General features: G+C 65.1%; 14 protein-coding genes. 7 read left to right on the top strand and 7 right to left on the bottom strand.

All coding sequences use genetic code 11. From position 1 onward, the window contains the following. Positions 1-118 precede the first annotated feature (118 nt). The 3 genes from ACZ1JW_RS18795 to ACZ1JW_RS18785 are packed head-to-tail and all read left to right on the top strand — an operon-like array spanning position 119 to position 3,026. The gene (locus tag ACZ1JW_RS18795) at positions 119-1,861 is read left to right on the top strand and encodes an FAD-binding protein (RefSeq protein WP_465142868.1); all 1,743 of its coding nucleotides are present in this window, start codon (positions 119-121) and stop codon (positions 1,859-1,861) included. Beyond that, entirely contained in the window at positions 1,858-2,253 is a 396-nt protein-coding gene (locus ACZ1JW_RS18790) for a hypothetical protein (RefSeq protein ID WP_465126849.1), read from the top strand. Before ACZ1JW_RS18795 ends, ACZ1JW_RS18790 begins: the two co-directional genes overlap by 4 nt. Continuing rightward, entirely contained in the window at positions 2,250-3,026 is a 777-nt protein-coding gene (locus ACZ1JW_RS18785; protein ID WP_465126848.1) for an SDR family NAD(P)-dependent oxidoreductase, read from the top strand. Before ACZ1JW_RS18790 ends, ACZ1JW_RS18785 begins: the two co-directional genes overlap by 4 nt. Before the next feature lie 148 nt (positions 3,027-3,174). On the opposite strand, the gene ybaK is transcribed toward ACZ1JW_RS18785, so the two are convergent. Continuing rightward, a complete protein-coding gene (ybaK, locus tag ACZ1JW_RS18780) occupies positions 3,175-3,651 on the bottom strand; it encodes a Cys-tRNA(Pro) deacylase (protein WP_465126847.1) in 477 nt (158 codons plus the stop codon). Positions 3,652-3,702: 51 nt separating this feature from the next. On the opposite strand from ybaK, the gene ACZ1JW_RS18775 reads away from it, so the two are divergent. Then, positions 3,703-4,182: a GreA/GreB family elongation factor gene (locus ACZ1JW_RS18775; protein ID WP_465126846.1), complete on the top strand. Its 480-nt coding sequence runs from the start codon at positions 3,703-3,705 to the stop codon at positions 4,180-4,182. Between the two features lie 39 nt (positions 4,183-4,221). Here ACZ1JW_RS18775 and ACZ1JW_RS18770 read toward each other — a convergent pair whose 3' ends face one another. The 5 genes from ACZ1JW_RS18770 to ACZ1JW_RS18750 all read right to left on the bottom strand — a co-directional run bounded on the left by ACZ1JW_RS18770 (position 4,222) and on the right by ACZ1JW_RS18750 (position 10,085). Next, positions 4,222-6,495 (bottom strand): TonB-dependent receptor domain-containing protein, encoded by a 2,274-nt coding sequence (locus ACZ1JW_RS18770; RefSeq protein WP_465142867.1) that lies wholly within the window; start codon positions 6,493-6,495, stop codon positions 4,222-4,224. 384 nt (positions 6,496-6,879) lie between these two features. Continuing rightward, the gene (locus ACZ1JW_RS18765; RefSeq protein WP_465142866.1) at positions 6,880-7,518 is read right to left on the bottom strand and encodes a TonB-dependent receptor plug domain-containing protein; all 639 of its coding nucleotides are present in this window, start codon (positions 7,516-7,518) and stop codon (positions 6,880-6,882) included. A 187-nt stretch (positions 7,519-7,705) separates the two neighbouring features. After that, on the bottom strand, positions 7,706-8,485 hold the full coding sequence (locus tag ACZ1JW_RS18760) for an SDR family NAD(P)-dependent oxidoreductase (RefSeq protein ID WP_465142865.1): 780 nt from the start codon (positions 8,483-8,485) through the stop codon (positions 7,706-7,708). Next, entirely contained in the window at positions 8,482-9,297 is an 816-nt protein-coding gene (locus ACZ1JW_RS18755; protein ID WP_465142864.1) for an SDR family NAD(P)-dependent oxidoreductase, read from the bottom strand. Before ACZ1JW_RS18755 ends, ACZ1JW_RS18760 begins: the two co-directional genes overlap by 4 nt. A gap of 5 nt (positions 9,298-9,302) precedes the next feature. Beyond that, positions 9,303-10,085: an SDR family NAD(P)-dependent oxidoreductase gene (locus ACZ1JW_RS18750; RefSeq protein WP_465142863.1), complete on the bottom strand. Its 783-nt coding sequence runs from the start codon at positions 10,083-10,085 to the stop codon at positions 9,303-9,305. 156 nt (positions 10,086-10,241) lie between these two features. Between ACZ1JW_RS18750 and ACZ1JW_RS18745 the strand changes: the two genes are divergently transcribed. The 3 genes from ACZ1JW_RS18745 to ACZ1JW_RS18735 all read left to right on the top strand — a co-directional run bounded on the left by ACZ1JW_RS18745 (position 10,242) and on the right by ACZ1JW_RS18735 (position 13,031). Then, positions 10,242-11,642, top strand: a complete 1,401-nt coding sequence (locus tag ACZ1JW_RS18745) for an aromatic ring-hydroxylating oxygenase subunit alpha (RefSeq protein ID WP_465126840.1) — start codon at positions 10,242-10,244, stop codon at positions 11,640-11,642. A 162-nt stretch (positions 11,643-11,804) separates the two neighbouring features. Then, a complete protein-coding gene (locus ACZ1JW_RS18740; protein WP_465142862.1) occupies positions 11,805-12,590 on the top strand; it encodes a ThuA domain-containing protein in 786 nt (261 codons plus the stop codon). 72 nt (positions 12,591-12,662) lie between these two features. Then, on the top strand, positions 12,663-13,031 hold the full coding sequence (locus tag ACZ1JW_RS18735; protein ID WP_465142861.1) for a c-type cytochrome: 369 nt from the start codon (positions 12,663-12,665) through the stop codon (positions 13,029-13,031). A 147-nt stretch (positions 13,032-13,178) separates the two neighbouring features. Here the strand turns inward: ACZ1JW_RS18735 and ACZ1JW_RS18730 are convergent, their stop codons facing one another. Continuing rightward, on the bottom strand, positions 13,179-13,769 hold the full coding sequence (locus ACZ1JW_RS18730) for a rhodanese-like domain-containing protein (protein ID WP_465142860.1): 591 nt from the start codon (positions 13,767-13,769) through the stop codon (positions 13,179-13,181). Between the last annotated feature and the right edge of the window lie 42 nt (positions 13,770-13,811).

Raw genomic sequence — 13,811 nt, 5'->3', positions numbered from 1 at the left:
AATGCGCCCTCCCGCAGGCGGGAGGGCCGGGAGACTTGGGTCTGCGCAGCAGGCCCTTAGTCGGACGGGGTGGGCATCCAGCGCTCACCCATGAACAGAACAGACGGGAGAACAACCAATGACCCAGCCCACCAAGGGTATCCATCGCCGCCAGATGCTGGCAGGCGCAGGCATCACCGCCGCAGTGGCGGCAACCGGCGGCATTGCCAGTGCCGCGCAGGCGCAGGAAGCACCCGCAGCAGGCTGGGACCATGAATGCGACGTCCTGTGCGTCGGCAGTGGCGCGGCGGCGGGGACTGCCGCCATCACCGCGATGGCAGCAGGCGCGAAGGTGATGATGGTCGAGAAGATGCCGATCCTTGGCGGCACCACCGCCAAGTCGGGCGGCGTCACGTGGATATTCAACCACTTCATCTTCCGCGAACAGGGCATCGAGGACCCCAAGGCCGACGCGCTGCGCTATGTCGTGCGCTATGGCTATCCGCGCCAGTACAACCCCAATAGCCCGACGCTCGGCCTCGATGAGAACCGCTTCAAGGTGGTCGAGGCGTTCTATGACTACGGCTCGGCAGCGGTCGATCACTTGCGCGATCTGGGCGCGGTGCAGTTCAAGCAGTTCCGCCTGTTCCAGGTGGACAAGCCCGCGCCTGACTATGCCGACCACCTGCCTGAGAACAAGGTGCCGACCGGCCGCGCGCTGGAACCCGCTGTAGGTTCCGGATCGACGCAGGGCGGCGGCAGTCTCGCCTCGCAGATGCATGCCTACCTCAAGGCCAAGGGCGTGCCGATCCTGACGCGCACGCGGGTGACGAAGCTGGTCAAGGATACTTCGGGCCGGGTGATCGGTGCCGAGGCGAAGCAGGGCGACAGGGTGATCCGCATCCGCGCCGCCAAGGGCGTGGTCTTTGGCACGGGCGGCTACAGCCACAATGCGCAGCTCTGCGACGTCCACCAGCCTTCCGTCTATGGCACTTGCGCGCTGCCGGGATCGACCGGCGATTTCATCCCGATCGCGCAGGAAGCGGGCGCGATGATGGGCAACATGGGGCTCGGCTGGCGTTCGCAGGTCGTGCTGGGCGAGGCGCTCAAGACGCGTGGCATCGGCCTTGGCGCTTTCGTGCTGCCGGGGGATTCGATGATCCTCGTCAACAAGTACGGCAAGCGCGTGGTCAACGAGAAACGCGATTACAACGACCGCACGCAGGCGCACTTCTGGTACGATCCGGCGCATGAGGAATACCCCAACCACCTGATGTTCATGCTGTTCGACCAGCGCAGCATCGATGCCTTCGGCGGGGCCTTCCCCTTCCCCGTCAACAAGGCCGAACAGCCGCACCTTGTCGAAGGGCAGACCTGGGACGAGGTCTTCGCCAAGGTCGATGCGCAGCTTGCCGGGTGGCAGGATCGCACCGGCGGCGTGCGCCTTGCGCCGGAGTTCGCCGCCAACGCCAAGCAGTCGATCAGCAATTTCAGCGCCTATGCGAAGAAGGGCGTCGATCCCGAATTCGGGCGCGGCAAGTATCTCTATGACCGCGAATGGCACCTGCTGTTCTCGGCCCGCCGCGCGGGCACGACGCAGCCGGAAAATCCCTGGCCGAACAACACGATGCACCCGTTTGCGACGAAGGGACCGTTCTATGCGCTGGTGCTCGGGCCGGGCACGCTCGATACGGCCGGCGGGCCGCAGATCAATGCCAACTCGCAGGTTCTCGCGGCGAATGGACAACCGATCCCGGGCCTTTACGCAGCAGGCAATTGCATCGCGGCACCTACGGGGCAGGCCTATCTCGGCGCAGGCGGCACGATCGGACCAGCCGTGACCTTCGGTTACATCGCCGGTCGCCACGCGGTGTCGGCATGAAGTGGCTGGCGCTTGGCACGGGGTTGCTGGCACTTGCCATCTCCGCGCGGGCCGAGGAACCGGCGGTACCTGTGTCCTATGAAAAGGACATCGTGCCGATCCTCGAACAGAACTGTGCCACCTGCCACCTGACGGGCGAGGAAGCGGGGGGCATGTCGCTGGTCGGCGATTCCGCTATCGGCTTCCTTGTCGGCAAGCCCTCGCAGGAAGCGCCCGCCGTCATGCGCGTCGAGCCCGGCGCGCCGGACAAGTCCTATCTGGTGATGAAGATCGAAGGCACCCATCTCGACCATGGCGGGTCCGGGGCCATGATGCCGTTCGGCGGATTCCCGCTCGATGCAGGCGACGTCGCCAAAATCCGCGCATGGATCGCGCAAGGAGCAAAATCGTGAATCCCAATCTCGTAAGCCTTGACGGCAAGGTCGCCATCGTCACCGGCGCAGGCGTCGGCATGGGCGCGGCCACCGCGCGCCTGCTCGCCGCGCGCGGGGCGAAGGTCGTGGTCTCGGACATCAACCCCGACACCGCCGCCGCCACCGTCGCCGCGATCCGCGAGGCGGGCGGCACCGCCCACGCCGTTCGCACCGACGTTGCCGATGAAGCCCAGGTCGAGGCGCTCGTCGCCGAGACCGTTGCCACTTTCGGCCGCTTCGACTGCGCGGTGAACAACGCCGCGATCACCCCGGATGTGCTGCCGATCCACGAGGCCGACATGGCGGTGTTCGACAAGGTGCTGAACGTCGACCTGCGCGGCGTGATGCTGTGCATGAAGTACGAGATCCGCCAGTTGCTCGCACAGGGCTCGGGCGGCTCCATCGTCAACATCGGCTCGGTCAGCTCGGTCCGCCCGCAGCCCAACAATGCGGCCTATGTCGCGGCCAAGCACGGCGTGATTGGCCTGACCAAGACCGGCAGCCTCGAATACGCAGGGCGCAACATCCGCGTGAACGCGGTGCTGCCCGGCGCAATCGACACCCCGATGCTGCGCGGCGCGCTGGAAACCACCGGCTTCACCGAGGAAGACTTCGCCCCCGCACTCAGCCTCTTCGGCCGCTTCGGCAAGCCCGAGGAAGTGGCCGAGGCAAGCGCGTGGCTCTGCTCGGATGCATCGAGCTACGTGACCGGGCACAGCCTTGCGGTTGAGGGTGGGTATCTGACGCGGTAGCCTGCCGTCGATCCTCCCTGTTTTTCCGAAGGACAAATGGGGAGGTGGCATTCGCGGCAGCGAATGACGGAGGGGCTTCCCACCCCTCCACCACCAGCTTCGCTGGCGGTCCCCCTCCCCGTTTGTGCTTCGCAAAAACGGGGAGGATCTATGCTGCCCCGATCTCCGCCACCACCGCGCCCAGCACGCGCACCGCGTCCTCGCCCGAGAGCATGACCTGAAGCCCCCGCTGCCCGCCGTTGAGGAACACCGCGTCCCACAGCAGCGCGGTCTCGTCGATCACCACCGGCACCGGGCGCATCTGGCCGAAGGGGCTGATGCCGCCGATCTTGTAGCCGGTCAGCCGCTCGGCATCGGCCCCGCGCATCATCGCGGCAGACTTCGCGCCCAAGGCCGCCGCAACACGCTTCAATGAAACTTCGCCGTCGCTGGGCGCGATGGCGCAGGCGGGTTTGCCGTCGGCCAGCACCATCAACGTCTTGAACACTTGCGCCGGGTCCACCCCCAAGGCCTCGGCGGCAGCGCGGCCAATGCTCGTTGCGGCGGGATCATAATCGTATGTGCGCAGTTCAAAGGCGATGCCCGCCTGCTCCAGAGCCTTCGTTGCGCGCGTGACCTGTGCCATAGGGGTCGGCTTGTTGCAGAGCGGGCAGATGCGCGCCAGTGGAGAAAGAGCATGAGTGTCGCCTTCCGGCGCGAGAGCGATGACGAGCATCTCGAGCCCGCGTTCGAGATCCCGATCCCGCCGGGGCCGAACCTCGTGACGCCACGCGGCGCGACGCAGATCGCGCAGAAGCTGGCCGAAGCCGAAGCGGCGCTTGCCAATGCCGCTCAAGACGGCGTGGCGGACGAGGCCGAGATCAAGAAGCTGCGCCGCACCCTTCGCTACTGGAGCACCCGGCAAGCTACCGCCGAAGTGACCGCGCCACCGGCCGACGGCACGGTCGGCTTCGGCTGCACCGTGCGCTTCGCGCTGGGCGGCAAGGAGCGCACCATCTCCATCGTCGGTGACGACGAAGCCGATCCGGCAAGCGGCCTGATCGCCTGGTCGGCCCCGCTCGCCCGCGCAATGATGGGGGCGGAAGAGGGGGAACTGGTGGATTTCGGCGGCAAGGCCGAGGCGATTGAAGTGCTGGCGGTGGAAGCCACAGCCTGAGAAGGCGGGCGGAGCGCCACTGCGCCCCGCCCTTCAGGGTCAGAAGTTGGCGCGCACGCCCACGAACACGGTCCGGCCAATGCCGCTGACCGGGTAGGCCGAGCTGGCGATGAACGGTTCCTTGTCGGTCAGGTTGTTGACGCCCGCCGTGATCGAGAAGTTCTTCTGCACGTCGAACGTCGCCGCCAGGTTGTGGACCCAGTATTCGGGCGCCATGCCCGCCGGGCCGAACTCGGTGGCAATGCGCTCGATCTGGATCGCCGAGGCAACGGCCTGGCGGCCGATGTACTGCAGCGAATAGTTCAGGGTGAAGGCCCCACGGTTCCACGTGAACGACCCCACGCCCGACCATTCCGGCGCACCGGTTTCCTTCAGGCCCGGATTGACGAGGCTGCGGTTCACCGGATCGAAGAAGCGGTTCAGCTTCTCGGTCCAGTTGGCGACCACATTGATGCCGAAGTTGTTCGCGCCAAGGCTGAAGCGGTAGTCGATCGTGGCGTCGACACCCGACGTCTCGATCCGGCCGAAGTTGATCTGCGTCTGGCGCAGGAAGTTGAAGCCGAAGGTGGTCGGCCCCGAGTTCGGCCCGTTGCGTGAAAACAGCGCGCAGAACTGGTTCGGGAAGGTATCGTTGTCATAGCAGGTGTTGACGATGTCCTGCGCCGAAACGGCGGCGATCGCGTCCTCGATGCGGATCGAGTAGTAATCGACCGAGAGCGTCAGGCCCCGGATGAAGCGCGGCTGGATCACCGTGCCCACCGTCCAGGTCGTCGCGGTTTCCTCCGACAGGTTCGGGTTGCCGCCGCTGGTGCCCGAGAAGCGGGCGGTCAGCGGGTCGGAGTAGTTGGCGATGAACTGCGCGGCATTGGGAATGCCCAGCGCGGTCGCCGCCGCGATGCAGTTGGCCTTGCGGTTGGGGGTCGCGTTCTGGTTGATCGTGTCGCAAGGGTCGGCCGGACGGAAGGTCGCGCCCTGCTGCGGATCGAACAGTTCGGCGATGTTCGGTGCGCGGATCGCCTTGGAGTAGGTGCCACGGAAGCGGATGTCCTGCACCGGTGCCCAGATGCCGTTGACGTTCCAGGTGAACGCGCCGCCGATGGTCGAGTAATCGGCATAACGGCCTGCCGCGCCGAACGACAGTTCATGGAAGAACGGCTTGTCGCGCAGCACGGGCAGCGAGATTTCGCCGAACACTTCCTTCACGTCGAACTCGCCGCCGGTGTTGAAGGTCTGGGTCTGGGCGTCGAACAGGAGCGACTTGTTGGGCGAGATGTCGCCGATGTAGGTGCCGGCAGGGCCTGCGGGCGAACCTTCGGGCAGGAGGCCGAGCAGCAGATCGTTGAACCGGGTGCGCGACTTTTCCTTGCGATACTCGCCACCGACGACGAACTGCACCGGGCCGCCGGGCAGGTTGAGGAACGAGCCGGTATCGCCCTTGACGAGCCCGGTCACCACGAACTGTTCCAGCCGCGAGCGGTTGGTCACCGGGGTAGTGATGAAGTCCACCGCTTCCTGCGAGAGCGAGTTGGTGCCGCCAAACAGGTTGGCCGGGCGGCACTGCCCGTCGCCCGGACGGAAAGTGAAGAAGCCGCGCGCGATCACCGGGAAGAACTGGCTGCCCGGGTGCGGCGTGTTGCTGATGTCGGATCGGCAGATCGGATTGCCGTTCGGCCCGCGCACCACGTCGATCGCGGCGAACAGACGGTCATAGCGCACCGCGTTGGACTGGGTCACCGCGTTGTCGGTGCGGCCATAGTTGCCGACCAGTTCATAGTTCAGCGAGGACGAGATCTCGCCGCGCAGGCCACCGACGATGCGGTAGGTCTCGCGCTTTGCCGTCGAGGTGTTCGGCCCGAGATCGAGGAAGTCGCGGCTGATGCGCAGGCCGCGCGCCTCGTTGGCATCGGCCTGGAGCACAGCCGGGATGAACGGGTTGTCGGCGAAGATCAGCAGACTGTCGTAGAAGGTGTTGTAGTTGTTGCGCGAAAGCGAGGTGTTGCGCGCATACTTGGCATCGACGAACAGCTCGGCCGCAGGCGAGAACTCGTAGCTCGCGCGCAGTTCGGTGTAGATGCGCTCGCTCGAGGGGACCAGCGAGGACTGGTTGGTGCGCTCTACCGCGCCATCGCCGCCGAACTGGTTGGTGCCGTTGGAGATCAGCCCGTCCTCGAAGATCTTCACCCCGCCGCCCGGCGTGGTGATGTAGCAGCCGCCGCCGCCAAAGCCGGTCAGGCCGACAAAGCTTTCCTCGCAGTCATTGACGCCGTTGCTGTTGATGTCGGCATTGAAGAAGCCGAAGTCGCGGCGGAACACGAGGCCTGCGCCCGAGCTGATCGCAAAGCGCGGGTCGCCGCCGATCTGGAACAGCGGCGAATTGGCCGCGCGGTCGATCAGCGCCTGCTCGGCAGCGGTCGGGGTGCGACCGGGGAAGAAGGTGGCAAACTGCGCCGCCGTCGGGATCGAAAAGCCGATGGGGAAGCGGCCGTTGTCGGTCGAATAGCGCGAGAAGAAGTTGGGCGTGGCGCTCGCCGAAATGTCACCGCGCTGGAAGCGGCGGTTGACGTGCGGATAGGTCGTGCTGTTGTTGGCGCGGCCATTGTCGCGGGTGAAGTCGCGCTGGCCGAACAGGACCTCGTCGTCCTTGGTGTAACCGGCCGAGAGCGTGATGTTGCCGCGCCCGTCGGCGAAGTTCTTGCCCTAGGTGCCTTCGATGCGATAGCCCGATCCCGATCCGGCGGTGGGCACGTTGGCCTGGGCATTCAGCGTCAGGCCCTCGAAGTCCCGCTTGAGCACGTAGTTGACCACGCCGGTCACCGCGTCGGCGCCGTAGACTGCCGATGCGCCGCCGGTCAGCACTTCGACACGCTCGATCAGCGCGTTGGGGATCGTGGCGACGTCTACGGTCTGCGTTCCGGCCACGCCCGAGACATGACGATAGCCATCGACCACCACCAGCGTGCGGTTCGAGCCGAGCTGGCGCAGGTTGAGCGTGGCCTGGCCGATGCCGCCACCGCCGCGCTCGATCGAGTCTGCGACCGTGCCCGAGGAAATCAGCGCCGGGATCTGGCGCAGCGTCGCCGTGGCGTCGGTGTTGCCGGCGTTGCGCAGCGCTTCGGACGTGATCGTGTTGATCGGCAGCGGCGCGGTTTCATTGGCGCTGCGCTGCAGGCGGCTGCCGGTGACGACGATGGTGCCGTCGGCGCTTTCGGCCTCGGCCGGGCTGTCGATCGCCGGTGCCGGAGCGGCAGCGTCCTGCGCGAAGGCGGGAATGGCAGTAATGGAAAGAGCGCTCGCAGTGACCAGCGCTGCGACGCGAATGGATGTTCTGGTTTTCATGATCAGTCCCCGTTTTCCGCGCCATGCCCGGCGCGGGTTGGGGGCAATCTGCAAAGCCGCCCATCGGGGTCAATTGCCCCGAAGTGCGGTTACATTCCAGAAATACTATTACAGGTGAAGTGGTGCAGACAGAACACAATGTTTCCCGCAAAGCAATACTTGCGTACTATTGGGAAACATTACGTTATCAAACCTGACTGAAGCCGCCGTCCATCACGAACTCGGCGCAGGTGACGAAGCTTGCCGCGTCCGAGCAAAGATAGACCACGCCGCCGCCCATTTCCTCCGGCCGCCCCATGCGTCCGATCGGGTGGTTGGCGACGATGCCCTGCATTGCCACCTCGCGCGAGGGCACGGCACCCAGTTCGACGTACTTGTCCATGATCGAGGCCAGCATCGGCGTGTCGATCCCGCCGGGATGCACCGAGTTGACGCGGATGTTGTGGCCGAGCGCGGCAAACTCTGCGCCAAGGCACTTGCTCAGCATCTTCACCGCCGCCTTGCTGGTGCAATAGGCCGCGTTGAAGGCCGCACCGCGCAGGCCGCCCACGCTGGAGAAGTTGACCACCGAAGCGCCACTCTTGCGCGCCTTGCCGCCCTCCTTCAGCAGCGGCAGCAGGACCTGCGTGCCGATGATGATCGAATCCACGTTGATCGCGTTGACACGGTGGAAATCGGAGAGCGGCGTTTCCTCGAACTTGGTGACAATGGAATAGCCCGCGTTGTTCACCAGCGCATCGAGCCTGCCGTACTTCTCCTGCACCAGCGCCGCTACGGTGCGCCAGTCGGCCTCGCTCGTCACGTCGTGCTTGAGGTAACGGTCCGCGCCTTCGATCTGCGCGTCTGCGGCAAGGTCGGTGGCGATGACGATGGCATTGGCCGCCTTCATCGCCTTGACCAGCTCGCGGCCAATGCCACCTGCTGCGCCGGTGACGACGGCGACTACGTTATCCAGAGCAATCGTCATTGTGCCGTCCATCCCCCGTCAATCACCAGCTCCGCGCCGGTCATGTAGCTTGAATCCTCGCTGGCGAGGAAGAACGCGGCCGAGGCCAGTTCTTCGGGCTGTGCCAGACGCCCGATCGGCGTTGCGCCGACCACGCCTGCGACCAGATCGTCGGGCTTTTCGGCAAAGCCCTGATCGACCCAGCGCTGGAACCCGGCCTTGAGCAGCGGCGTCTCGACAAAGCCCGGATGCAGCGAATTGGCGCGGATCGGGGTCTTCTTCTGGCAGAACTCGATGGCGATGCCCTTGGTGAACAGCCGCACGGCGCCCTTGGACGCATTGTAAGCCGAAACCTCGTTCATGCCGACCAGCCCCATGATCGAGCTGACGTTGATGATCGAGGAGCCGCCGCGGAAGTCCTTGCCGCTCTCTGCCATCAGCGGCACGAAATGCTTGGTGCCGAGGAACACGCCATCGACGTTGATCGACATGATCCGCCGCCAGCCTTCCATGGAGAGCGTCTCGACCGGTCCGGTCAGGTCGATCCCGGCGTTGTTGACGAGCACGTGGCACTTGCCATGACGCTCCTTGACCAGGGCAACCGCCCGCTCCCAGTCCTCTTCCCTGGCCACGTTGGCGCTGATGTAACTGGCGGCCTGCCCTAGCTTGCCCATCACTTCGCGCGCGGTGTCGCTGTCCTCGGCATCGAGGTCGGACAGCACCACTTCGGCACCCTCGGCAAGAAAGCGGGTCGCGCAGGCCAGGCCGATGCCGCGCAGGCCGCCCGAGATGAAGGCAACACGCCCCTTCAGGCGCTGTGCGGAAAGTTCCATGGTACTCAGACCCCCATCATGCCGGCGGTCGTCGCGCCGTCGATCGCGTATTCCGCGCCGGAGATGAACCCGGCCTCGTCGCTCGAAAGGTAGGCGACAAGGCCCGCCACTTCATTGAGCTGCGCCATGCGCTTCATCGGCGCCATGCCTTCGTACATCGCGCGCGCGGCGGCGGGATCGGGCTGGCTGTTCATGATCTGCTGAATCAGCGGCGTTTCCACCACGCCCGGCAGGATCGCGTTGACGCGGATGGCATAGCCCTGCTGCCCGCAGTGGACCGCAGCGGACTTGGCCAGCGCGCAGACCGCTGCCTTGGTCACCGAATAGGTCACGTAATTGCCCAAGGGGCGCGTGGCGTTCATCGACGAGTTGATGATGATGGAGCCGCGCGGACCTTCGGGATTGCGCTTCATGCCCTTTATCGCGTTCTGCACGGTCAGCATCACGCCGGTCTGGTTGACGGCGACGACGTTGTCCCAGCCCTCGATCGACACGTCCTCAATGCTGGCATCGCCGCTCTCGGTGCCGGCATTGGCGAAGACGATGTCGAGCCGGCCTTCGGTCGCAATGATCTCGTCAATCAGGCCCGGCCAGCCCGCAGCGTCCTGCACGCGCAGCTTGCGGAACACGGAACCGGTTTCCGCACAGAGCGCGGCGGCGGCCTCTTCCTTCGATCCGGTGAACCACACCTTGGCACCTTCTTGCGTCAGCCGCGCGACAGTGGCCGCGCCGATGCCGGTGGTGCCCCCGGTGATCAGGGCGACCTTCCCTTCAAGCCTCTTTGACAATTGCTCTCTCCCGCACAGAATCTGCGTGAATTTATGGCGTCAGTGGTTACGCGCACGCGCAGTCCGTGCAACCTATGCTTTCAGCAAGGTGACGCGCGCGCGGGGGACCGGCAAAACCGGCAGCAATGACTGAATCCTGGGTGAGGAATCGAGAAAATGGCTGACAGCGATCCCAATATGGGCGGCGGCAAGGCAAGGTGCGAAGCAATCAGCTGGCAGGAACTGCTGGCACAGGACTCGCGCCCCGCTCCGGCGATGCTCACCGAAGAGAGCTACCAGTATCGCGGCTCGGAACCGATTGCCGCCGAGCGCTACACTTCGGAAGAGTTCGCCAGGCTCGAGCGCGAGAAGATGTGGCCCCACGTCTGGCAGTTTGCCGCGCGCGAGGAGGACATTCCCGAGGCGGGCGATTACACCGTGTTCGAGAACGCGGGCCGCTCGTGGCTGATCTCCCGTCAGGAAGACGGCAGCGTCAAGGCGATGCACAACGTCTGCCTCCATCGCGGCCGCAAGCTGCGTACCGAGGACGGCACGGCAGATACCTTCACCTGCCCGTTCCACGGCTTTGCCTGGAACAAGGACGGCAGCTTTGCCGGCATGCCCTGCTCGTGGGATTTCAAGCATCTGCAGGCAGAAAAGATGGCCCTGCCCGAGGCCGAAGTCGGCCGCTGGGGCGGCTATATCTTCCTGCGTGAGGAACCGGGCGGCCCCACCCTCGAGGAATACCTCGCCCCGATCCCCGAATTCTTCAAGCGCTGGCGGCATGAGGAATGCACCACGGTGATCTGGGTGGCCAAGGAAGTCCCGGCGAACTGGAAGGTCACTGCCGAGGCCTTCATGGAAGCCTGGCACACCGTCGTCACCCACCCGCAGCTGCTGCCGTTCACCGGCGATGCCAACGCCGCCTACTGGACTTATGGCGACAATGTGAACGTCAACCACGTGCCCTTCGGCATCATGTCCCCGCACGTCGATCCCGAGGGCAAGACCCAGCAGTGGATCGTCGACGAGTTCTGCAAGTACAACGGTCGCTCGGCGGACAACTACGATGCATCGGGCGATCCCTTCGCGGTCAGCGTGCCCGAAGGCATGACCGCACGCGCTGCCCTCGGCGCGGCCATGCGCGCAGGCTATACCGCGCAGACCGGCTATGACCACGACCACGCCACCGACGCCGAACTGCTCGACGGTCTCGTCTATAACGTCTTCCCCAACTTCGCGCCGTGGGGCGGGTTCATGCCGAACATCGTCTATCGCTGGCGCCCCGGAAAGACGCCCGACACCTGCCTGATGGAAGTGCGCATCCTCGCCCGCGTCAGGAAGGGCGATCCCATGCCGCATGGCGTGCCGATGAAGCTGCTCACCCCTGAGCAGAAGTGGACCGATGCGCCCGAACTCGGCGTGCTCGGCCACGTCTTCGAACAGGACATGGACAACCTGCCCTATGTGCAGGACGGTCTCCATGCGTCGAAGACCGGCGAGGTAAACCTCGGCGACTATCAGGAAATCCGCATCCGCCAGTTCCACCAGACGCTCGACAAATATCTGAACGCATAGCGCAGACAGCCCACCCCGCTGCGACTAATCTCGCCTTCGGCTCGATAAGTCTCGCTCCCCTCCCGCAGGCGGGAGGGGTTGGGGGTGGGCATTCGAGGGCAGCGTGTGCAAAAGACATAGGCGGCAGAACCATATCGCTGCGAGTTTGGGAGATGATGCCAAGTGAGTGAAGACAACAGCGAGATTCGCCCCCCGCGCATCGATTGCGTGTTTGTCTGCGGCGGGGTGTGGCATGACATGGACTTCGCGCGGCTCGAAATACTCAAGCTGCTGGCCGAGGACCCGGCGATCCGCACCCGCGTGTTCGAGGATTACGAGAACATCGAGGCGATCAAGGCGGCTGATATCCTGATCACCTACACCTGCGACGTCACGCCCTCGCTCAAGGCGCAAGAAGCGCTGCGCGACTGGCTGCAGGCAGGCGGGCGCTGGTATGCGCTGCACGGCACCAACTCGGTCCTGCGCTTCCTCACTTCGGGCGAGCACAAGAACCTGTGGGACGCGCCGCGCTGGGCGCCGCTGATGATGGACTTGCTCGGCAGCCAGTTCATCAGCCACCCGCCGATCGCGCCCTATACGGTGACCGTGGCCGATCCCGATCACCCGCTGGTGCAAGGGGTGGAGCCGTTCGAAACCACGGACGAGCTCTACCACATGGAGTACCACGGGGACCTGCACGTGCTGCTCGAAACCGACTGCACCGTGGAAGGCACCGGCTTTGTCGAGGCGGCGGATGCCATTGGCAAGCATGCGGTCATGTACCTGAAGGACCACGGAAAAGGTGGCGTGCTCTACAACACGCTGGGCCATTGCCGCGGGCACTATGACCTCCAGCCGATGCTCGACTGGTGGCCCACGGTCGACCGCTGCGCCTGGGACCTGCCGGTGTTCTACGAGTTGCTGCGCCGCGGCATCGGCTGGCTGAAGGATCGTCCGGCGAAAGCTTGATCCTAAGTCCAATTTTGGCGTGAAGGGGGTCGTGTCACACCCTTCCGGACACGCGAATCCGGGAGAGACGACATGACCAACCTCCGCCTTGCGCTCATCGCTGGCGCCCTGTTGACCGCGACCGCGGCTCATGCGGGTCCGCCCGCAAATCCGCCATCCACTTGGGCGCGCTGCGCGGTGTGCCACAGCAACGCCAAGGGCGCGCCCGACAAGATCGGCCCCAACCTCTTCGGCGTCTATGGCCACAAAATGGGCGTCAAGGGCACTTACAAGTTCTCTGACGCGGTGAAGAAGTCGGGCCTCAAGCTTGACGATGCAACGCTCGACAAATGGCTGGAAAACCCGGCGAAACTCATCCCCGGCAACCGCATGAGCTTCCCCGGCATCAAGGACCCGGCCAAGCGCGCCGAACTGATCGCGTATCTCAAGACGCTGAAGTAACTTCGGAAAATCCTCCCCTTTTTCACGAAGTGCAAAAGGGGAGGTGGCAGTCCGAAGGACTGACGGAGGGGTAAGAATCCGGCCCCTCCACCACCCGCTGCGCGGGCGGTCCCCCTCCCCGTTTGTGCTTCGCAAAAACGGGGAGGATCACTTTGGTGAAATGGTCACCGGGCTTGCCACCACCAGCGCCCGGCCTGCGCCGTGCCAGCCCTCGATCCCCTCGGCCAGCCAGTGGACATTGCCGAAGCCATCGCGGGCGAGGCGGCGGGCGGCGTTCCAGCCCATCCAGCAATCGGTCCGGCAGAACAGCACGACCGGCATACCCGGCGATCTTTCGCGCGCGGCGGCCACCGCATCGTGCAGCCCGAGCCACAGCGCGACATCGGGCTGGCCGCGTCCGGTCTCGGGATGCCAGAGGGCACCGGGGATGGTCTCGTGGGCAGTCGCCAGAGTCCAGCTTCCCGTCACGGAATCGCGCACGCCCCCTTCGGCGGGGAGGACATCGATGAACAGGGCATCGACCCCCGGTTTGAGTTTGAGAGCGTCTTGAAGGGTGATGGGGGTGGCGGGTGTAGGTAGTCGATCTACCGGTGCGCGATAGCGTGCCGTGCGGTAGCCGTTGGCGTCGAAGACTTCGGCGAGAGTTGGGGGGGAGTTACCCGTTTGCCCCGCAGAGTTGCCGGGGAGTTGGAGAATGCCAACAAGCGCCAGCGCGAGGGTCCTGATCGTGCCTGCCATGTGCCCTTCCCCTCTTATTCCAAGGTCCAATATGGCCGCGCG

It is taken from the genome of Novosphingobium sp. BL-A-28-Hi1-0D (assembly GCF_055521755.1).
This window is presented reverse-complemented; position numbering and strand designations above follow the sequence as displayed.

Coding starts and splice junctions, on each gene's coding strand:
- ACZ1JW_RS18795 (WP_465142868.1), top strand. CDS start 119: ATGACCCAGCCCACCAAGGGTATCCATCGCCGCCAGATGCTGGCAGGC.
- ACZ1JW_RS18790 (WP_465126849.1), top strand. CDS start 1,858: ATGAAGTGGCTGGCGCTTGGCACGGGGTTGCTGGCACTTGCCATCTCC.
- ybaK (WP_465126847.1), bottom strand. CDS start 3,651: ATGGCACAGGTCACGCGCGCAACGAAGGCTCTGGAGCAGGCGGGCATC.
- ACZ1JW_RS18775 (WP_465126846.1), top strand. CDS start 3,703: ATGAGTGTCGCCTTCCGGCGCGAGAGCGATGACGAGCATCTCGAGCCC.
- ACZ1JW_RS18765 (WP_465142866.1), bottom strand. CDS start 7,518: ATGAAAACCAGAACATCCATTCGCGTCGCAGCGCTGGTCACTGCGAGC.
- ACZ1JW_RS18760 (WP_465142865.1), bottom strand. CDS start 8,485: ATGACGATTGCTCTGGATAACGTAGTCGCCGTCGTCACCGGCGCAGCA.
- ACZ1JW_RS18755 (WP_465142864.1), bottom strand. CDS start 9,297: ATGGAACTTTCCGCACAGCGCCTGAAGGGGCGTGTTGCCTTCATCTCG.
- ACZ1JW_RS18745 (WP_465126840.1), top strand. CDS start 10,242: ATGGCTGACAGCGATCCCAATATGGGCGGCGGCAAGGCAAGGTGCGAA.
- ACZ1JW_RS18735 (WP_465142861.1), top strand. CDS start 12,663: ATGACCAACCTCCGCCTTGCGCTCATCGCTGGCGCCCTGTTGACCGCG.
- ACZ1JW_RS18730 (WP_465142860.1), bottom strand. CDS start 13,769: ATGGCAGGCACGATCAGGACCCTCGCGCTGGCGCTTGTTGGCATTCTC.